The sequence below is a fragment of the Amycolatopsis sp. WAC 04197 genome (genome assembly GCF_003947475.1).
GTDB lineage: Bacteria > Actinomycetota > Actinomycetes > Mycobacteriales > Pseudonocardiaceae > Amycolatopsis > Amycolatopsis japonica.
The window spans coordinates 1,104,968-1,124,176 of the sequence record NZ_QHJK01000002.1 but is presented as its reverse complement, the minus strand read 5'-3'; the positions used below and the strand labels follow the sequence as shown (position 1 = coordinate 1,124,176).

General features: G+C 69.3%; 16 protein-coding genes. 5 read left to right on the top strand and 11 right to left on the bottom strand.

Going from position 1 to position 19,209, the window contains the following annotated elements:
- Nucleotides 1-83 precede the first annotated feature (83 nt).
- The 3 genes from DMC64_RS12710 to typA form a co-directional block, all read right to left on the bottom strand.
- On the bottom strand, nt 84-1,889 hold the full coding sequence (locus DMC64_RS12710; RefSeq protein WP_037340957.1) for an ABC transporter family substrate-binding protein: 1,806 nt from the start codon (nt 1,887-1,889) through the stop codon (nt 84-86).
- Between the two features lie 287 nt (nt 1,890-2,176).
- On the bottom strand, nt 2,177-3,886 hold the full coding sequence (locus DMC64_RS12705; RefSeq protein ID WP_125733714.1) for an ABC transporter family substrate-binding protein: 1,710 nt from the start codon (nt 3,884-3,886) through the stop codon (nt 2,177-2,179).
- A gap of 863 nt (nt 3,887-4,749) precedes the next feature.
- Complete coding sequence (gene typA / locus DMC64_RS12695; protein ID WP_037340955.1) at nt 4,750-6,672, bottom strand: translational GTPase TypA; 1,923 nt, start codon at nt 6,670-6,672, stop codon at nt 4,750-4,752.
- Between the two features lie 195 nt (nt 6,673-6,867).
- On the opposite strand from typA, the gene DMC64_RS42955 reads away from it, so the two are divergent.
- On the top strand, nt 6,868-7,026 hold the full coding sequence (locus DMC64_RS42955) for a hypothetical protein (protein ID WP_007028942.1): 159 nt from the start codon (nt 6,868-6,870) through the stop codon (nt 7,024-7,026).
- A 7-nt stretch (nt 7,027-7,033) separates the two neighbouring features.
- On the opposite strand, the gene DMC64_RS12690 is transcribed toward DMC64_RS42955, so the two are convergent.
- A complete protein-coding gene (locus DMC64_RS12690) occupies nt 7,034-7,333 on the bottom strand; it encodes a YciI family protein (protein WP_037340953.1) in 300 nt (99 codons plus the stop codon).
- 278 nt (nt 7,334-7,611) lie between these two features.
- Between DMC64_RS12690 and trpS the strand changes: the two genes are divergently transcribed.
- Nucleotides 7,612-8,577: a tryptophan--tRNA ligase gene (trpS, locus tag DMC64_RS12685; RefSeq protein WP_125733607.1), complete on the top strand. Its 966-nt coding sequence runs from the start codon at nt 7,612-7,614 to the stop codon at nt 8,575-8,577.
- A gap of 49 nt (nt 8,578-8,626) precedes the next feature.
- Here trpS and DMC64_RS12680 read toward each other — a convergent pair whose 3' ends face one another.
- Genes DMC64_RS12680 through DMC64_RS12670 form a run of 3 tightly spaced genes read right to left on the bottom strand, consistent with a single transcriptional unit; the run spans nt 8,627 to nt 11,080 of the window.
- Entirely contained in the window at nt 8,627-9,016 is a 390-nt protein-coding gene (locus DMC64_RS12680; RefSeq protein ID WP_125733606.1) for a (deoxy)nucleoside triphosphate pyrophosphohydrolase, read from the bottom strand.
- Nucleotides 9,017-9,026: 10 nt separating this feature from the next.
- Nucleotides 9,027-10,355 (bottom strand): ATP-binding protein, encoded by a 1,329-nt coding sequence (locus DMC64_RS12675; RefSeq protein ID WP_125733605.1) that lies wholly within the window; start codon nt 10,353-10,355, stop codon nt 9,027-9,029.
- Entirely contained in the window at nt 10,352-11,080 is a 729-nt protein-coding gene (locus tag DMC64_RS12670; RefSeq protein WP_037340943.1) for a response regulator transcription factor, read from the bottom strand. The genes DMC64_RS12675 and DMC64_RS12670 overlap by 4 nt, the downstream gene beginning before the upstream one ends.
- Nucleotides 11,081-11,224: 144 nt before the next feature.
- Here DMC64_RS12670 and DMC64_RS12665 point away from each other — a divergent pair, with 144 nt between their 5' ends.
- Genes DMC64_RS12665 through DMC64_RS12655 form a run of 3 tightly spaced genes read left to right on the top strand, consistent with a single transcriptional unit; the run spans nt 11,225 to nt 14,168 of the window.
- Nucleotides 11,225-12,310, top strand: coding sequence for a DUF2092 domain-containing protein (locus tag DMC64_RS12665; RefSeq protein ID WP_125733604.1), 1,086 nt, complete (start codon nt 11,225-11,227; stop codon nt 12,308-12,310).
- Nucleotides 12,307-13,302, top strand: coding sequence for an ABC transporter ATP-binding protein (locus DMC64_RS12660; protein ID WP_037340939.1), 996 nt, complete (start codon nt 12,307-12,309; stop codon nt 13,300-13,302). The genes DMC64_RS12665 and DMC64_RS12660 overlap by 4 nt, the downstream gene beginning before the upstream one ends.
- On the top strand, nt 13,299-14,168 hold the full coding sequence (locus DMC64_RS12655; RefSeq protein ID WP_125733603.1) for an ABC transporter permease: 870 nt from the start codon (nt 13,299-13,301) through the stop codon (nt 14,166-14,168). Before DMC64_RS12660 ends, DMC64_RS12655 begins: the two co-directional genes overlap by 4 nt.
- A 73-nt stretch (nt 14,169-14,241) precedes the next feature.
- Here DMC64_RS12655 and DMC64_RS12650 read toward each other — a convergent pair whose 3' ends face one another.
- The 4 genes from DMC64_RS12650 to DMC64_RS12635 form a co-directional block, all read right to left on the bottom strand.
- On the bottom strand, nt 14,242-15,345 hold the full coding sequence (locus DMC64_RS12650) for a serine hydrolase (protein ID WP_125733602.1): 1,104 nt from the start codon (nt 15,343-15,345) through the stop codon (nt 14,242-14,244).
- 126 nt (nt 15,346-15,471) lie between these two features.
- Nucleotides 15,472-16,488 carry an ABC transporter ATP-binding protein gene (locus DMC64_RS12645; RefSeq protein WP_073844757.1) on the bottom strand — a complete coding sequence of 339 codons (1,017 nt, stop codon included), beginning with the start codon at nt 16,486-16,488 and terminating at the stop codon, nt 15,472-15,474.
- The gene (locus DMC64_RS12640; protein WP_370323811.1) at nt 16,488-18,137 is read right to left on the bottom strand and encodes an ABC transporter permease; all 1,650 of its coding nucleotides are present in this window, start codon (nt 18,135-18,137) and stop codon (nt 16,488-16,490) included. Before DMC64_RS12640 ends, DMC64_RS12645 begins: the two co-directional genes overlap by 1 nt.
- Nucleotides 18,113-19,165 carry a thiamine ABC transporter substrate binding subunit gene (locus tag DMC64_RS12635; protein WP_125733601.1) on the bottom strand — a complete coding sequence of 351 codons (1,053 nt, stop codon included), beginning with the start codon at nt 19,163-19,165 and terminating at the stop codon, nt 18,113-18,115. Before DMC64_RS12635 ends, DMC64_RS12640 begins: the two co-directional genes overlap by 25 nt.
- Nucleotides 19,166-19,209 lie beyond the last annotated feature (44 nt).

Here is a 19,209-nt window from a genome sequence, read left to right as displayed (position 1 = left end):
GGGTACGGGGGCCCGGCTTGTGGCCGGGCCCCCGTACCACCAGGATCGCGTAAGCGAGTGGTGAAAAAGCGGGGCGGAAGGCCCTACTTCTTCTGCTCCCACTCACCGACGTTCCACAGGACACCGTTGTACGACTGCATGTAAGTGCGGTCGATGCCCTTGAACGCCCACATGGACGGGGTCTGGAACAGCGGCAGCGTCGCGTACTCGTCCGCGATCGCCTGGTCGGCCTTCTGGTAGTTCTCCAGCTGCACGGCCTCGTCGGTGGCCTTCACGGCCGCCTCGAAGGACGAGTCGATCGTCGGGTTCGACAGGCCCTGGTAGTTCTGGCTGCTGTCGTCGACACGGGTGATGTAGATCGACTTCTGCTCGGCCTTGAACGGAGCGGCGGACCAGCCGAAGAGCGCGGCGTCGTAGTCGCTGGCCGCGAGACGGCCACCCTTCAGGAAGTTGGCGTCCTGGTCGTCCGTGATCTCGATACCGGCGGCCTTGGCCTGTGAGATGATGATCTCGACGGTCTGCTGACGGCGGGTGTTCTGGTTGTGCGAGATCTTGAACGACGCGCGCTGGCCGCCCTTGGCGAAGATACCGTCGCCACCCTTGACCCAGCCGGCGTCGGTCAGCGTCTTGGCCGCGGCCTCGGCGCCCAGACCGGCCTTGCTGCTGTACAGGTCCTTGAAGCCCTGCTCGCCCGGCATGAACACGATGCTGTTCAGCGGGGTCGCGTCGGCCTGAACCTCCTTGAGGAGCTTGTCGGTGATCTCCTGGCGGTTGACGACCTCGAAGAACGCCTTGCGGAGGGCCTTGTCCTTGAACATACGACCGTAGTTGAGGTCGATGTGCTCGAAGGTCAGCTGCGAGGCCGAACCGTAGGTGATGCCCTGGGCGGAAAGGCCCTTCATGGTGTTGGCCGCGGTGGCGTCGGGCTGGGTCGAAGCGGCGACGTCGATCTCACCGTTCTGCAGCGCGGTCGCCATGGCCTTGGTGTCCTCCATCGCCTTCACGACGATCTTGGAGGGGCCACCCTTGCCACCGATCCAGTTCGGGTTCTTCTCGAGCGTGACGGCCTTCTGGTTGGCGTCGAACGCGGTGATCTTGTACGGGCCCGAAGCCGGCATGACGTCGGCCTTGAAGCCCTTGAAGCCGTTGGTCCAGAAGTCACCGGCCTTGGTGAGCTGGGCGGCGTCGCTGGTCGGGGTCAGCTTGGTGATGTCGGCGACGCCCGAGTTCTTCTCGACGATGTGCGCGGGCATGATCGCGGTCGAGTTGAACAGGCCCTTGTAGTCCAGGTACGGCTCGGTGTACTTGGTCTCGAAGGTCAGGTCGTCCTTGCAGGTCGCCTCGTTGATCAGCTGGTAGCCGGTCGTCGAAGCGGCGAGGAAGGCCTGCTTGCCGTCGGCGGTCTTCGCCTTGCCGGAGTGCGCCAGCCACGACAGGTACATGTCGTCGCAGTCGAACGCTTCGTTGTCCGACCACTTGACGTTCGGCTTGATCTTGTAGACGACGGTCTGCGGCGACTTGGAGGTGACCTCCCAGGAGTCGAACACGTCGTTGTTCAGCAGCACCTTGTTGTTGCCGTCGAGCACATCGGCGCCGGCGAGCACGGCGGTCAGGATGTAGGTGTTGTACGACGTGTTGGTGTCAGGCGTGTCGTTGTTGTAGCCCGAGTACCCGTCGTCGATGCCCACCGTGACGGTGCCTTCGTACCCCGGGGTGTCCGCGAGCTTGAAGTTTTCGCCGTTCTGCGCCTTGCCGACCGCCATGCTCTTGATGTCGGTCGACGACCCGTTCTGGTCGGTACTGCCGCTGTCGCCACCGCTGCATGCGCTCAGCACAAGCGCGGAGGCCGCGACCAGCGACCAGGCGGAGACTGCCTTGGACTTCCTCATGAAGTGTGCCCTCCTAGCACTGGGCTCCTGAGATCGGAACAGGACCCCACACCGCTCCGGTGAGATGGCCCGGAGCCTATGACACGCCAAGCGACACTCATTTGGCGCACTGCGGGTGCACGCTAGAAAGGAAATGCACGAACAGTCACCAGTTCCGGGGCGATCGTGACCAAAGGGTAACTTGCGGCTGACTTCAAGAAATACGCCGGTTACCTTGAGGAATCAGTCCGCCACTCGAACGTGCCGGGAAAGGTCACCCTCCAGGGTCGGACTCGGACTCGAAACGGCTACTTCGGACCCCTCGTCCAGTTCACCGCCGACCCGAAAGGGCCCACCATAGGAGGACCAGCGGTTACTCCGGAAATACCAGAGCCGATGGCGAGGGTATCGGCCAGCTGGAACAACGGAATGGCAACATTCCGGCGCCACAATTCCGGTTCGAGGGCCGAAAGCGCGTCCGCGACCGGGGTGGCGCCGGTCAGCGCGGCGTCGATCGACGGCTGCAGGGCCGGATCGCAGAAGCCCAGCGGGTTGCCGGGGACGACGGCCTTGGTCTTCTCGGTGAGCTGATCGGGTCGGCAGCCGAACGTGGACGCCAGCGCCGAAGCGACGTCCGCGCCCCCGGTGACCTGGCCGATCACCGCGATGTCGATGCCGACGTTGCCAGCGCCCTCCGGCGTCGTCTGCTGGACGCCGTTGAGCACCGGCATGGCCAGCAGGGTCGAGAACAGTTCCCTCGGCTGCGGCGCGATCGCGTTGACCTCGATCCCCGCGGCCACCAGTTGCGCCGTCAGTTCCTTGGCGATCGTCGCGTACGGCTCCTGCTTGGCGGGCGACGCGACGACCAGCGAAAGGTTCTTCCCGTTCTTCCGCCAGGTTCCGGCTTCCTTGGTGTATCCGGCGGATTTGAGCAGTTCCTCGCCCTTGACCGGGTCGGCGGCCGACGGCGGGCCCGGTGCCGGGATCGTCGGCTGGAAACCGGGGGCCGACGGGACGCGGGCCTGGGCGTCGGCGCGGAGCTTGTCCGACGGGCCGCCGTCGGTCGCCTCGGTGATCAGCTTGCCGCGGTCGATCAGCGCGGTGACGCCTTCGCGCACCTTCGGATCCGACAGCGTCGAACTCACCGGCCGCAGGAGGATCTGCGCGACCGTGGGACGCGCGACCGTGTGCAGCTGGACGGCGGAGCCGAGCTCACCGAGCCGTTTGAGGCCGTTGCCGTCGGTCCTGGTCATCACGAACTGGTCGTTGCCGCTGCGCAGCGCGGCCAGTGTGCCCTCCCGGTCGGCCGCACGGAGCACGATCCGGTCGAGGGCGGAGGGTTTCTCCCAATAGCGCTCGTTGCGCTCCAGGGTGACCTCTCCGCGCGCGGTGTCGAGGCCCTTGATCGAGTAGGGGCCGCCGACGGCCGGGAACGCCGTCGCCAGCGCGCCCTGCCACCCGTTCGGGGCGTCCTTGAGCAGATGGGCGGGCAGGAGGTTGTCGAAGAGCGTCTGCCAGCCCGGGTACGGCTTGGAGAAGGTGACCTCGACCCGTTTGCCGCCTTCGCGCGACTGGATGTCCGAGATCAGCCGGTAGCCGGCGGCGCCGATGACCCCTGGCTGATCACGCATCGCCTCGCGGAGGTATGCGAAGTCCTCGGCGGCGATCGGCGCGCTGTCGGACCAGGAGGCGTCCGGGCGGATCGTGTACGCGACCGTGAACGGCTGCTGCGAGACGACCTCGGCGGACTTCATCAGGTTCTTGTCCAGTTCGAAGCTGCCGTCGTCCTTGGGGCGGAACACCGACGGGAGCAGCAGCTGCGAGAGCGCCGACGTCACCTGGGACGCGTCGGCGAGGTTGTGGGGGTTGTAGCCGCCGAGGACGTCGTCGACACCCACGACGACCTGCGAAGGCGTCTTCGTGGTCGACGTGCTCACCGGGGAGGCTGAGGAGCTGACCACGGGCGGGGGCGGGGTGTTGCTGCAGGCGGCGAGGAGCACCGCCGCGCACGCCAGCATGGGTGCCGCTGTGGTCCGTGACCGCACGCCTGGATCCTCCTGGTTTGTCCCTCGCCCCGTCGCCATAGAGCTATCACGCCGGACATGGCCTCGGCAGCGAGATTCCCATATCGGCCCGGCCGTCGCCCGACCGGATGCCGTCCTCCCCCGGTGGACGTCCGGGAGCCCCTCGGGGTTCCTGCCGCGCCGGGGCTTTTCGGCGGCACCGGAGCGCGATACTCCGGCAATCGGTTCCGCAAACCCGGAACATTCCGGAACGGCGGCCGGAATGTTCGCCACCGCACGATTCACGGCCGAAACGATCGCGATCGCGAGTCCTATCCGGACGCGTTTAGGAACTTTTGTTTCGCGACGGTCCGGATCCGCATTCGGCGAACCGGCGCCGGCGGCCGCTCCGCCGTCGATCCGCCGCGTCCGTTCCGGTGTTGTGAACACCGTCCGAAAAGGAGGATCGGCTTTCCCTGGAATTGTACGGAAAGGACCTTTCTTTAACGAAGGACGCTCGATCGAATACGGTGCGTGACCGCATTCGGCGCCCGGAACGGCGAAGGGCGCCTACTCACGGTGAGTGAGCAGGCGCCCTTCGGCGTTGGGACGGCACGCGTGATCGGATGGACGGCTCGCGGTCCGGGCGGCTGGTCCGAAGTCCGTGAAGGCCTCCTTGAGGGACTCTGGGTCCCTTAAGGAGGCCTTCACGGAACGGGCTCACGGGCGGCGGCGTGAGCGAAGGCGTGACTCACGTGATCAGAGACGTGACTCGCGTGATTGGAGGCCGCACTCGGGGTGTTCCGCCGCCGATCACGCGAGTTCCGGCTTCGATCACGTGAGTGCGGTCTCGCAACCCACCTTGGCCGGTCGCGGACTCAGCCGCGGTTCTTCAGCTTGTTGCGCTCCTTGGCGCGCTGGTTGACGTCCAGCGTGACCTTGCGGATCCGGACGACGTCGGGGGCGACCTCGACGCACTCGTCGACGGAGCAGAACTCCAGCGCCTCTTCCAGACCCATCTTGCGCGGGCGGGCCAGCGTCTCCATCACGTCGGCGGAGGACTGACGCATGTTCGTCAGCTTCTTCTCCTTGGTGATGTTGATGTCGAGGTCCTCGGCGCGCGGGTTCTCCCCGACGACCATGCCCTCGTACACCTCGGCGCCGGGCTCGACGAAGAAGGTGCCGCGGTCGGCCAGCTGGATCATCGCGTACGCGGTGATCGGGCCGGAGCGGTCGGCGACCAGCGAACCGGAGTGACGGGTGCGGATCTCGCCCGCCCACGGGAAGTAGCCCTCGAACACGTGGTTCGCGATACCGGTACCACGGGTCTCGGTGAGGAAGTCGGTGCGGAAGCCGATCAGGCCACGCGCCGGGAGGACGTAGTCGAGCTTGATGCGGCCGGTGCCGTGCCCGCCCATGTGCTCCATGCGGCCCTTGCGGGCGGCGAGGAGCTGGGTGATGCCGCCGAGGTGCTCCTCCGGGGCGTCGATCGACAGGCGCTCGAACGGCTCGTGCAGCTTGCCGTCGATCGTCTTGGTGACCACCTGCGGCTTGCCGACGGTCAGCTCGAAGCCCTCACGGCGCATCTGCTCGACGAGGATGGCCAGCGCCAGCTCGCCACGGCCCTGCACCTCCCAGGTGTCGGGGCGCTCGGTCGGCAGCACCTTGATGCTGACGTTACCGATGAGCTCCTGGTCCAGCCGGGCCTTCACCAGCCGCGCGGTGACCTTGTCGCCGCCGCTGCGGCCGGCCAGCGGCGAGGTGTTGACACCGATGGTCATCGAGATGGCGGGCTCGTCGACGGCGATCCGGGGCAGCGCCTCGGGGTTCTCGACGTCGGCCAGCGTGTCGCCGATGGTGATGTCCGGGATACCGGCGATCGCGACCAGTTCGCCCGCGCTGGCCTCGGTCGCCGGGACGCGGGTGAGCGCCTCGGTGACGAGCAGTTCGGAGATGCGGACGTTCTGGATGCTGCCGTCCTCGCGCATCCAGGCCACGGTCTGGCCCTTGCGCAGGTTGCCGGAGTGGATGCGGATCAGCGCGATACGGCCGAGGAAGTTCGACGCGTCGAGGTTGGTGACCAGCGCGCGCAGCGGGCCTTCCTTGTCCGCGAAGGGCGGCGGCACGTGGCGCAGCAGGGTCTCGAACAGCGGGTCGAGGTTCTCGCTCTCGGGCACGGCGCCGTCGGCGGGCTGCTCGAGGCTCGCCTTGCCGGACCGGGCGGAGGCGAAGACGACCGGGAGGTCGAGGATCGCGTCGAGGTCGGCGTCCTCGATGTCGCCGGCCAGGTCGAGCAGGAGGTCGTGGGTCTCCTCGACGACCTCGGAGATCCGCGCGTCGGGCCGGTCGGTCTTGTTGACGACCAGGATCACCGGCAGGCCGGCCTCAAGGGTCTTGCGGAGCACGAACCGGGTCTGCGGGAGCGGGCCCTCGCTGGCGTCGACCAGCAGGACGACACCGTCCACCATGGCCAGTCCGCGTTCGACCTCGCCGCCGAAGTCCGCGTGGCCGGGGGTGTCGATGACGTTGATCGTCACCGGGCCGTTCTCGGTCTCGCGGTGGATCGAGGTGTTCTTCGCGAGGATGGTGATGCCCTTTTCCCGCTCGAGCTCCCCGGAGTCCATCACGCGGTCGACGAGTTCGGCGCGTTCCTCGAAGGCGCCGGACTGCCGGAGCATGGCGTCGACGAGGGTCGTCTTGCCGTGGTCGACGTGTGCGACGATGGCGACGTTGCGCAGGTCGGGCCGGGTCTTGCCGGACGAGCGGCCGGCATCGACTGCGGTGGCGCTGGCTGCGGGCACGCGAAGGCTCCAAAGGTTTCAAGTTCGGGTGTGGTGCCCGCGCTCGCGCGTTCGAGACACGCCTGGCCGACTTTGGCCATACGCGGACCACACCAGGATACCTGTAGCCCGACTGTGAGCAGCCCCACGCCCCCAGATCGGTTAGGCTCACCTAACGTGTAGAGGTCGCCGACACCGGTCGGAGAAGGAGCGCGCGTGGGCAAGAAACTACCCGACGACCCGCACAAGCTCGTGCGCAAATGGATGAAGTCCGGCAAGGTCAAGAAGAAATGCTGCCGGTCGAAGTCACGGTGCGGCAAATGCCCCGTTCTCGCACTGAAAAAGGCGAAAACGAAGATCGCGAAGGCCGCTTAGTAGATCGTCAGTGCACCACCGCCTCGTTGATGGCCCGCAGTTCCGGCGCGGTACGGGTTGGCGAGAACTCGATCACCTCGTAGGTGGCCATGTGCTTGATCGAGAAGGGGTCGGTCGCGAGGATCGCGTCCAGCTTTCCCCTGGCCATGGGCTTGGTGATGATGACGCCGCCGATGCGCGGGTTGCGCCTGCCGGAGGCGAGGAAATTGCCGTGTTCGTACTGTTTGGTCAGCCAGTCGGCGTGATCGGGCAGCACGTAGTCGATTTCTTCGATGGGCGCGGTGTAGGTCAGCAGGACGACAAACATGAGTTGAAGGTAGACCCGGATCTCCAATATGACGGACGTACTGGCCGGGCTGATATGAAGTGTTGACGCGCGGTGCCCGGAATGAGTGATCTGCCCTTCCTTTTCGGGCTGCGGTACGATCGTCGGCATGCGCGCGCAGAACGCCCAGTGGTGGCCGCCCTCCGGCGGCCCCGCAGTCCTGCGCTGAACCAGACGAGCGCACCACCAGGCCGCCCCACCGGGCGGCCTTTTTCGTGCCCGGACCCTGGGGCGGCCCGAATCCGGAAGGAAGAAGGCAGATGATCAGGTTGTCCGGGATCACCCCGTCCGGCCACGTCCACGTCGGGAACCACCTGGGGGCCATCCGGCGGTGGGCCGACGAGGGCGGGCCGGACGACCTGTACTTCGTCTCCGACCTGCACGCCATGACGAACGCGCACAATCCGTCGAAACTGCGCTCGATGGCGTCGGAGCAGCTGGCCGTGCTGATCGCGGCCGGGATCGAGCCGGATCGCGTGTTCGTGCAGTCCGACATAGCGCGTGAGCTGGGCGCCCTCAACTGGGTCCTGGAGTGCACCTGCAACTACGGCGAGGCCGCCAGGATGATCCAGTTCAAGGAGAAGTCGAAGGGCCGCGCCGGGGTCCGGCTCTCCCTGCTGACCTATCCGGTGCTGATGGCGGCCGACATCCTGCTGCAGGGCGCGGACGAGGTCCCGGTCGGCGAGGACCAGCGGCAGCACGTCGAGCTGGCGAGAACGCTGGCGAAGCGCTTCAACACCACCTACGGCGACGTGTTCACCATGCCGAAGGCGGTGGTGCCGCCCGCCGGCGCGCGGGTCATGGATCTGGCCGAGCCCACGCGGAAGATGTCGAAGTCGACGAAGGAAGAGGCCGGGGTGATCTTCGTCCTCGACGAGCCCGACCAGGTCCGGCGGAAGGTCAAACGCGCGAAGACCGACGGCGGGTCGAAGCCCGCCTACGCGCCGGAGACCCGTCCGGGGATGGCGAACCTGCTGGACATCCTCGCTGCGTGCACCCGCGAGAAGCCCGAGGTCCTCGCGGACCGGTTCGACTCCTACGGCCAGGTGAAGGAGGCCGTCGCCGAGGCGCTCATCGAGGAGCTGCGGCCGGTGCGGGAGCGCGCGCTGGCGCTGCTGGCCGACCCCGGTGAGCTGGAGCAGGTGCGCAAAGCGGGTGCCATCCGGGCCGCGGAGCGGGGTGAGCACCGGCTGCAGTCGGCGCTGCGGCTCATCGGCGCCGGCTGAAGTTCCGTGAAGGCCTCCTTCCCTACCTTGAGGGTAGGGAAGGAGGCCTTCACGGACTTGTGAGCAGGGCGTGCAGGGCGGGCAGGAGGATCCGGTCGGCGGGCAGCCAGTCGAGGTCGTCGAGTTCGCGCGCGGAGATCCACCGGACGTCCTTGTGCTCGACCGCCCGCGGCTCGTCCCCCGCGCTGACCAGCGAAGCGGCGTAGATCCGCAGCACCTTCCCCTTCGGCAGCGGCACGTCTTCGCCGACCCGGCCCGCGACCGTCACGGCGACGTCCAGTTCCTCCAGGCATTCCCGCGCCAGGGCGGCCTGGTCGCTTTCGCCGTCCTCAACGCGCCCGCCCGGCAGCTCCCATTGCCCGGCGTGGTCGGCGGGCCAAGCCCGCTGCTGTGCCAGCAACTGTCCGTCCCGCACGATGGCGGCGCCCACGATCACCACGCGGCACACCCTACTGACCGCGCGCCGCCTGCCAGACGATCTGGAAGCGCGCCCCGCCGTCGGGCGATTCGCCGACCCGGACCCGGCCTCCCCGGCGACGGACGGCCTCCGCGACCATCGCCAGCCCCAGTCCGGTGCCGCCGGAGGATCGCGCCCGCGAGTCGGACACGCGGTAGAAGCGGTCGAAGACGCGGTCCCGGTGTTCGGGGGCGATGCCCGGCCCGTCGTCGTCGACCACCACCCGCACGGTGGACCGCGCCGCGAGCACCGACACCACGATCTCGCTCCGCGCGTACCGGCAGGCGTTGCGCAGCAGGTTGCTCAGCACCAGTTCGACTTCGGCGTGCGTGGCCAGTGCCCACGCCGTTCCGACCGTGCCGCTCACCCGGATCTCGGGCGCGTCGGCGGGCATCCGCGCGACGGCGGCCCGTACCTCGCTCACCAGCTCGACCGGTTCCGCGGGCGGGACCTCCCCCGCGTCCGACCTCGCCAGCGCGAGCAGCCCGTCCAGCAGCGCGGAAAGCCGTTCCGACTCCTCCAGGATGTCGGAAAGCGTCTCCTGCGAGAGGTCGGGATCGGGGTTGGCGACGGCGACCTCGGCCTGCACACGGATCGACGCGACCGGCGAGCGGAGCTCGTGCGCGGCGTCCCCGGTGAACCGGCGGAGCCGGTCGGCGCCCTCCTCCTGCCGTGCCAGCAACGCGTTGAACTCCTCGGCCAGCGCGCGGAGTTCGTCGTGCGAATCCGGCAGCGGCAGCCGCGCGCCCGGCGGGAGCGCCCGGACCGATCCGCGCATCCGCGCGACCGGCCGCAGGGCGAACCGCACCAGCAGCCACGTCGCGATCCCCGCGCCCACCGCGCCGACCGACGCGACCACGAACAGCCACAACCCGCCGGAGTGCACGGCCGTCGCGAAGCCGACCAGGCCCGCACCCGCGACGACGAGCCGTTGCTGACCGTCGGGTGCGGTGACGACCGTGCCCACCCAGCGCCAGCTGTGCTCGCCGCCGGTCGTGATCGATTCGCCCGCCTTCAGCGCGCGGATCTCCGTCGGACCGAGGTTCGACGGCGGCAGGCCGTCCACCGGGCCGCCCGCGGTGTCGAGGACGCGGACGGTGACCGCCGACCCCGACGGTGTCCGCCCGGCCGAGACGTCGGCTTTCGCGGTCTCCAGCTGAGCGCTCAGCTCGTCGTCGACCGAACCGATGAGCAGCGGCTGCAGGTTGTCCCCGGCGACCGCCGCCAGCCCGAGCAGGAAGCCGAGCGTGACGGTGGCCGCGAGCAGGGTGATCCGGACCTGGAGCGAACGGCGGCGCCACCAAGACGGCGAGCCGATCACCCCTGTCCCGCCGGGGCGATCACTTCGTCGAGCTGCGGATCCGAGGCCAGGTATCCGTGCCCGCGCACGGTCCTGACCAGGGCGCCCGCGCCGACCGCGTCGAGTTTGCGGCGCACGTAGCCGACGTAGACCTCGACGACGTTGCGGGTCGCGGCCTGCTCGTCGCCCCAGACCGCGCGCAGCAGTTCGTCCTTGGTGACGACCGTTCCGGCCCGGCCGGCCAACACTTCCAGCAGGGCGAACTCACGGGGGCTGAACGCGACGTCGACGCCGTCGTAGCGGACCTGCCGCAGGCTCCGGTCGACTTCGAGCGCGCCGATGCGCAGCGGCCCGCGGGTCCCGTCCGGCGACGCCCGCCGCAGCACCGCGCGCACCTGCGCGACCAGCACGACGAACGAGAACGGCTTCACGAGGTATCCGTCGGCGCCGAGGTCGAGGCCGTCGGCCTGATCGACCTCGCCGTCCTTCGCCGAGATCATCAGCACCGGCGTGGTGACGCCGAGCGCGCGCAGCCGTTCGAGCACGCGGTAGCCGGAAAGCCCCGGAAGCATGATGTCGAGCAGGACGACGTCGAAGGAGCCCGTCTGCGCGAGCCGCAGGCCGCTGGGCCCGTCGGCCGCGGTGACCACGTCCATGTCCTCGGCGCGCAGCCCCCGCTGCAACGCCTTGCGCACGCCGGGTTCGTCGTCGACCACCAGTACTCGAGGTTTCACGCTCTTCATCATTCACGCTTTCACCAGCTCACGCGCGACCTCTCAGCGCCATCTCAGCCGGGGAGGCGGAGTCTGAGTGGTATCTCAGCGTTTCCGGGGAAGCGTTGTCGCCAAGACCCGAGCACACTGGGGTTCGGGGAAACAGGGAGAGACAGCATGGATCCGAAGAGGAAGGCCATCACCGCGGCGGTGGTGGGCACGGCGCTCGGTGTCGGCGGCCTCGCCGTCGTCGCGATGCCGGCCACCGCGGGCGACGCGCCCGTCCTGCCGCAGATCAGCGCCGAAGAGCTGGTGCAGTCGACGCTCAACGCGAAGCCGTCGGCGTTCGACGGGAAGGTCAAGGTCAGCAACGACCTCGGCCTGCCGCAGGTCGGCAGCACCCTGCCCGGCGTCTCGGCGCTCGACGTCGACTCGGCGCAGATTTCGACCGACGGGGCGGGCAAGAGCAAGGTCTCGCTCACCGAGGGCTCCAGCCAGCAGACCATCGTCCGGAACGGCCAGACCGTCTGGGAGTACAGCTCCAAGGACAACTCGGCCACCAAGGTGACCATCCCGGACGGGCTGGCCAAGGAGCACCAGGAGAAGAGCAAGGACGTCGACCCGGCCACGGTGGCGTCGGAACTGCTCGGCAAGGTGCGCGAGAGCAGCACGATCGCCGTCAGCGGGACGGCCTCGGTGGCGAACCGGTCCGCGTACGAACTGGTGCTGACCCCGAAGCCGACCGAGCGGACGCTCCTGCGCGAGATCCGCGTCGCGATCGACGACCAGACCCGGCTTCCACTGCGGGTCACGGTGCTGGCGAACGGCACTTCGTCCCCGGCGCTGGAGGTCTCGTTCAGCGAGATCAACTTCGCGGCCCAGCCCGCGTCGAACTTCGAGTTCACCCCGCCGAAGGGCGCGAAGGTGACCGAGAAGACTGCTGAGGTCGACCCGAAGAACCGTGAGCTGGCCGAGCAGGCGAAGTCCGACATCAAGGTCGTCGGCGACGGCTGGGACACCGCGATCACGGGCAAGATCCCGGCCGACGCGCTGACCAAGGCCGGTCAGGCCAAGGACGAGGAAGGCCGCCAGGTCGACCCGAAGGCGCTGCTTTCGCGGTTCGCCAAGCCGGTCAGCGGTGCCTGGGGCAGCGGCTGGCTGGTGACCACCAAGGTCGGCAGCGGCGTGCTGACCGACGACGGCCGCTACGCCGTCGGCGCGGTGCCGGAGCAGGTCCTCTTCGAGGCTTTGGCCGCGAAGTGACCACCACTTTCGAAGCCGGGACGGACGCCTCCCAGGAGGCGTCCGCTCCGGCGGTACCCATGGCGGCCCGCACCAGGGGCCTGCGCAAGGTCTACGGCCGCACGGTGGCCGTGGACCACGTCGATCTCGACGTTCCCGAAGGCGCCGTGCTGGGGATGCTCGGCCCCAACGGTTCGGGCAAGACGACGACCATCCGGATGCTGCTCGGTCTCGTGCGGCCCACGGAGGGCGAGGTCGAACTCTTCGGCAGGAAGATGCCCGACGAGGCGGCGCACGCGCTGCCCGATGTCGGCGCGCTCGTCGAAGGACCGGGTTTCCACCCTTTTCTCTCCGGGCGCGAGAACCTGCTGCGCGTGGCCGCGGCCGAACCGAGGCTGGCCTCGGCCGGGATCCCCGGAGCGGTCGACGCGGCGCTTGAGCGCGTCGGCCTGACCGACGCCGCCACCCGGCGCTACAAGGGGTACTCGCTGGGGATGAAGCAGCGGATGGGGCTGGCGAGCGCGCTGCTCGTGCCGCGGCGGATGGTCGTGCTCGACGAGCCGACCAACGGCCTCGACCCGGCGGGCACCAGGGAGATCCGCCGGATCATCGCCGAACTGCACGCCGACGGTGTCACCGTGCTGGTGTCGTCGCATCTGCTGGCCGAGGTCGAGGCGACCTGTACGCATGTCGCGGTGCTCCAGTCCGGGAACGTGATCGCCCAGGGCGAGCTTTCGGAACTGCTGGAGTCGGGGAACGCGGCGCTGCTGGTGCGGACGCCGGACGCCGAACTCGCGGTGGAGACGTTGCGGGAGAACAGGATCGGCAGCAGGCTCACCCCGGACGGCGTCCGCGTGGACCTCACCGCCGCCGAGGCGCCCGACGTACTGCGTCATCTGGTGACGGCCGGGGTGGCCGTGCACGAGGCGGCGCGGGCCCGGACCGGCCTGGAAGACCTGTTCGCCCGGCTGACCCAGCCGGAGTCCACTGTAGACGGTGAGGGGGAGTCGTGACCCACGCTCTGGCCGCGGCACCCGCGGCGAGGACCGGCCGGGACAGCATCGGCCTGCTCCGGCTGTATCGCGCCGAACTGCGCTGGATCTTCCGGCGCCCCCGCACGCTGGCCGTACTGGGCCTGCTCGCGCTGATCCCGATCGTGATCGGGGTCGCGCTGACGCTGGTCGACGCGTCCGAAGCGGAAGGCGGCCGGGACGGCGCACTGCTGGCCTCCGCGATGAACAACGGGTTCGTCCTGCCGGTCGCGGCGCTGACCATGACCCTGGCGCTACTCCTGCCGCTCGCTTCGGCGATGGCCGGGGCGGACGCGATCGCCGGTGAGACCGCGCACGGCACCTTGCGGGGCTGGCTCATCGCGCCGGTCGGCCGGGGCAGGCTGCTGGCGATCAAGGCGTTCGGCGTCGCCACCGTCTCGCTGATCGCGGTGCTGGCCATGACCTTCACCGGATTCGCCACGGGGCTGATCGTCAGTGGTGCCGATTCGATGTTCACGCTCACCGGCTCGACGCTGAGTGTGTGGGACGCGCTGGGCAGGCTGCTGGTGGTGGCGCTGTGGATCACCCTGCAGCTGTGGGCGGTCGGCGCGGTCGCGCTCGCGATCTCGTCGTTCACCGAGCATCCGATGCTGGTGGTCGCCTCGGTGCTGGCCGGCACGATCGTGTTCACCATCCTCGGCTTCCTGGACGCGGTCTCGTGGCTGCATCCGTTCCTGCTCAACAAGGATTGGGCGCAGGCTCCGGCCGCGGTGCTGATGGATCCGCTGGACCTGTCGATGCTCGGCGAGGGCGCCCTGCGGGCCGCCTGCTACATCGTCATCGGGCTCTCGATCGCCTACGCGCGCCTGACCACCCGGGACGGCTGACCCCCTCCCCTCGCGTTTCGTCCTCTGAATGCGGTCCTTGCACGCGCAAGTACCGCATTCAGAGGACTAAGTGCTAGCAGAAGACGGCCGTCGCCATGGAGACCACGGCTTCGGTGGACGGGTCCCGCTCGTGCGGGTTGAGGGACAGGGTCAGCGACTTGCCCTTCCCGTCGGTGAAGGCGACGGTGAGATAGCCGATCAGCTGTCCCGTGTGCCCCCACACCGGTTTCGGGCCGGTCGCACAAGGGATCGCGAACTCCTGCAAGCCCAGGCCGTACCGGAACAGCGGGACCGCTTCCCTCATCCGCCGCATCTCCGTCAGGCTCGCCTGGCTCGTCAGCCTGCCCTCGATCAGGGCGGTGACGAAGGTGGTCAGGTCGCGAGTGGTGGAGACCATCTCACCGGCCGCCCAGTCCAGTGAGGGATCCATGTCGGTGGCGTCCACGATCGACGGAGGGGTCGTGGGCAGCGGTTCGTAGCCGCGGGCGTGCGGAACGGGCAAGGACGAGCGGTGGCCCGGGACACTGGTGTGCGTGAGGTGGAGCGGGCGCAGGATCCGCCGTGTCACCTCCTCGCCGTACGGGCGTCCGGTCAGCTTCTCGATCAGCAGACCGGCGACGACGTAGTTGGTGTTCGAGTAATGCCAGGACTCGCCCGGGTTCTCGAAGTCCGGGCCTTTCGCGAACGCCACCTTCAGCAGTTGCGAAGGCGTGTAGTCGTCGAAGCGGGCATCGGCGCGCCAGCGGTTGGTCGAGTACCCGGGTTCACTCATGTAGTCGTGCAGGCCGCTGGTGTGCTGCAGGACGTGCCGGACGGTGACGCGACCGCCGTCGGGCACGACACCGGGCAGGTGGCGCTCGATCGGATCGTCGAGCGCCAGCCGTCCCTCGTCGGTCAGCTGCAGGAGGACGGTGGCCGCGAAGGTCTTGGTGACGCTGCCGATCCGGAAATGACCGCCGGCGACGGCGGGCGTGCCGGAGGCCAGATCGCGCACGCCCACCGCGTCCGACCACTGGCGGGTGCCGTTCCGGACGTGGATCAGCCCGGCGGTGATGTCCCGGCCGTCGGCGAGGGCGGTGAGCCTGCCGCGCAACTCGGCGACCGGGATGTCCGGCGTGGCCGGTGCGGCGGCCGGAACGACCGCGAGAACGAAGGACAAGATCGTCTTCAGGAGCATGGAGACGACGGTATGGCGGCCGAACCCCGCGGACACTGCGGAAAACCGCAGGTTTCGGCCAGGACTACCGCATTCAGCCGGCCTACCGCATCCAGAGGACTAAACGCGGAGTTCGCATCCAGAGGACTAAACGCGGAGTTGGGCGACGCCGTCCGGGTCCAGAGCGAGCCGGACGGTGTCCCCGGGACGCAGGTCGGCGGTCACCGGCGCGACCGCGTCCACTGTGGACAGATCGCCGCCGGGCGCGACCACGAGCCGGACGTGCTCCCGCCGGTGCACCACCGCGACGACCTCGCCTTCGACGCCGTCCGGAGCCACGCGGAGCCCGTGCGGCCGCAGCCCCAGCCGCACCGCGCCGTCCTCGACGTCGGGCAGAGCGACCTCGCCGAGCGAAGTCCGCACCACACCACCGGAAGCTTCGCCGTCGACGAACGTGGTCACGCCGAGGAACCGTGCCACGCCCTCGTCCACCGGCTGCCGCCAGACACGGCGCACCGCGCCCTCCTGCCGGATCTCGCCGTCTTCGAGCACGGCGACGCGGTCGGCGAGCGTGAACGCCTCTTCCTGATCGTGCGTGACCAGCAGCGCGGTGATCTTGCTGCGCCGCAGCAGGGCCGCGAGGTCGATCGCCAGCTGTTCCCGCAGTCCGGCGTCCAAACCGGACAGTGGTTCGTCCAGCAGCAGCAACCGCGGCTCCGGAGCCAGGGCACGGGCGAGTGCGACGCGCTGAGCCTGCCCGCCGGACAACTCGGTCACCCTCCGCCGCTCGTAGCCGACGAGCCCGACCAACTCCAGCAGCGCACGGACGCGGTCCGCGTGCTCCGCGCGCGGCACGTCGTGCATCCGCAGGCCGAACGCGATGTTCGAGGCGACGTCCTTGTGCGGGAACAGCTGGCCGTCCTGGAAGACCAGCCCGAATTCCCGCCGGTGCACCGGGACCCCGGCGAGATCCTCGCCGTCCCACCGCACGGTGCCCGACGTCAGCGGCTCCAGCCCGGTGATCGCCCGCAGCAGTGTCGACTTCCCCGAACCGGACGGGCCGAGCAGCGCCAGCACCTCGCCGTCGGCGATGTCCAGCCGGGCGTCCTTCACCGCCGCGAAGGATCCATAGTGGACGGTCAGATCCCGTACCGACAGCGACACTAGAACTCCCCTACCGAATTCTGCCCGCGGACCGCGCCGAACCGGTCGATCAGCACCACCGCCACCACGGTCACGATCATGAGCAGCGCGCAGGCCGCGTAGGCCATCTGGTTGTTCAGCTCCCCCGGCCGCGAGATCAGCGTCGCGACGGCGACCGGCAGCGTCGGCGCGTCCGGCCTGGCCAGGAAGCTCGTCGCGCCGAATTCGCCGAGCGCGACCACGTAGCCGAACCCGGCCGCCGCGACCAGCGAACGCGCCGTCAGCGGGAGATCGATCTCGCGCCACACCCGGCCGGGGCTCGCGCCGAGTGTCGACGCGGCCTGCCGCAGCCGGACGTCGACCGACCGCAGCACCGGCAGCACCATCCGCACGATCAGCGGGATGATCACCAGCGCCTGTGCGAGCGGCACCAGCAGCGGCGACGTCCGCAGATCGCCCGGCAGCGCGTCGAGCGTGACGAGATAACCGAAACCGACGGTCACCGCGGAAACACCCAGCGGCAGCATCAGCGCGGCGTCCATCGTCTCGCCCATCCCCCGCGCCAGCCTGCCGGGCGTGCGGCGCAGCGCCACCAGCACGACCGAGGCCAGCACCCCGACGATCATCGCGAGCGTCGTCGCGTCGAACGCCGTCCGCAGCGACATCGACGCCGCGTCCCAGCCCGAGATCTGGAGCGCGTTACGCGAGCCTTGTCCGGCGAGCGCTTCGTACCCGGCGAGGCTCCAACCGTCCGAAGTGGACACGGATTCGACCAGCAGCGCCACGATCGGCGTCATCAGGAGCGCGATCACCGCGAGCCCGGCGGCCACCGCCCACCACTCGCCGCCCCTCGGCCTCCGCGCGGTTTCGCTCCGCGAACGCAGCCGCACCGCGTTCTCCCGGCGCCGCCTCGCGAGCGCGCCCACGACGAGCGCGGCGACGACGGCGGCGAACTGCACCAGCGACAACGCGGCCGCGCCGGAGAGGTCGAGCAGTTCGACCGTGCGCAGGTAGATCTCGGTCTCCAGCGTGCGGTACTTCGCCCCGCCGAGGATGAGCACGACCCCGAAGCTGGTGGCACAGAACAGGAAGACCACCGCGGCCGAGGACGCGACGGCCGGCGCGAGCGCGGGCAGCGTCACCGAACGGAAGGCCCGCCACGGCGACGCGCCGAGCGCACGGGCCGCGTCCACCGTGCGCGGGTCGAGATGGCTCCACAGCCCGGAAACCGTGCGCGCGACGACGGCGACGTTGAAGAAGGCGTTGGCCAGCACCAACGGAAGCAGTCCGCCATCGGGCCAGAGCGCGCGGAACGCCAGACCGACCACGACGGTCGGCAGCACGAACGGCACCAGCACGAGCGTCCGGACCAGCGAGACCCCCGGCAGCCGCACCCGCGCGAGCAGGAACGCGACCGGCAGCCCCGCCAGCACCGCGACGATCGTCGAAACCCCGGCGCTGGCGACGGTGAATCCGGCGAGTTTCCAGGTCAGTGGGTCCCCGATGGCCGTGCCGACGCCGCCGGAGCCGAAGCCCCGGCCGATGATCGCCGCGACCGGCCAGGCGAAGAACACCACGAGGAAACCGAGCGGCAGCACGGCGAGCGCGGCCAGCCCGGTCCCTCGGAAAGTCGGCCTTGAGGAACTCAGCCTTCGAGTAGCGTGCGCCACTGCGCGATCCACTGCTCGCGCCCGGCCTGGATCTTGGCCGGGTCGAGCGTCTTCGGCTGCTGCGGCAGCGGCGCGGCCTGCGCCCAGCCCTGCGGGAGCTCGACCCCCTGACGGGCCGGGTACACGTACATGTTGCTCGCCACGGTGACCTGGAACTGCTGCGACAGCAGGAAGTCGACGACCTTGCGGGCCTTCTCGACCTGCTTGCCGCCCGCCAGCACACCCGCGTACTCGACCTGGCGGTAACAGGTGTCCAGCAGCGCCTTCGTCCGCGGCTTGCCGTCGTCGCCGATCTCGGCGGCGGGCGAGGAGGCGTAGGAGACGACGATCGGACGCGGGCCCTTGCCCGAGGAGCCGGAGAACTCCTTGGAGTAGGCCTCCTCCCAGCCGCTGACCGTCTTGAGCCCGTTGGCCTTCAGCTGCGTCCAGTACCCCTGCCAGCCCTGCTCGCCGAACTGGGCGACGGTGCCGAGCAGGAAGGCCAGCCCCGGCGACGACGTCGCTGGGCTCTCGGCGACCATCAGGTCCTTGTACTTGGCGTCGGTCAGATCCGCGAACGACTTCGGCTCCGGGATCCCCTTGTCCACGAAGTACCGGGTGTCGATGTTGACGCAGACGTCGCCGAGGTCGACCGCGGAGAGCCGGTGGCCGGGGTCGACGGAGTAGCGCTGCGGGCCGCGATCCGCTTCCGGGCTGGTGTACTGCTCGAAAACGCCCTCGGTGAGCGCCCGCGAGGCGAACGTCGAGTCGATGCCGTACGCGACGTCACCGATCGGATTCGCCTTGGTGAGCACCAGTTTGTTGGTCAGCGCGCCCGCGTCACCCTGTTTGAGCACGGAGATCTTGATCCCGGACTGCCGCTCGAACGCGTCGAGGACGTCCTGGGGCGCGAGCCACGAGTCGTGTGTCACGAGCGTGACCGTCGCCGGCGCCTGCGGGTCGTTCCCCGTGTTCCCGGAGAGCGAGCAGCCCGCGACGAGGGCGGCCACCGTGCCAGCCGCAACGACCGTGCGGAGGGCGCGTTTCATCTAGCCTCCTGCGTTCTTCAAGGGGGGACCCGTGGCAAACGTGC

What these genes read in the sequence shown, in the direction of transcription:
- DMC64_RS12710 (WP_037340957.1), bottom strand. Translation starts at nt 1,889, where the DNA reads ATGAGGAAGTCCAAGGCAGTCTCCGCCTGGTCGCTGGTCGCGGCCTCC.
- DMC64_RS12705 (WP_125733714.1), bottom strand. Translation starts at nt 3,886, where the DNA reads ATGCTGGCGTGCGCGGCGGTGCTCCTCGCCGCCTGCAGCAACACCCCG.
- DMC64_RS12690 (WP_037340953.1), bottom strand. Translation starts at nt 7,333, where the DNA reads ATGTTTGTCGTCCTGCTGACCTACACCGCGCCCATCGAAGAAATCGAC.
- trpS (WP_125733607.1), top strand. Translation starts at nt 7,612, where the DNA reads ATGATCAGGTTGTCCGGGATCACCCCGTCCGGCCACGTCCACGTCGGG.
- DMC64_RS12670 (WP_037340943.1), bottom strand. Translation starts at nt 11,080, where the DNA reads ATGATGAAGAGCGTGAAACCTCGAGTACTGGTGGTCGACGACGAACCC.
- DMC64_RS12665 (WP_125733604.1), top strand. Translation starts at nt 11,225, where the DNA reads ATGGATCCGAAGAGGAAGGCCATCACCGCGGCGGTGGTGGGCACGGCG.
- DMC64_RS12650 (WP_125733602.1), bottom strand. Translation starts at nt 15,345, where the DNA reads ATGCTCCTGAAGACGATCTTGTCCTTCGTTCTCGCGGTCGTTCCGGCC.
- DMC64_RS12635 (WP_125733601.1), bottom strand. Translation starts at nt 19,165, where the DNA reads ATGAAACGCGCCCTCCGCACGGTCGTTGCGGCTGGCACGGTGGCCGCC.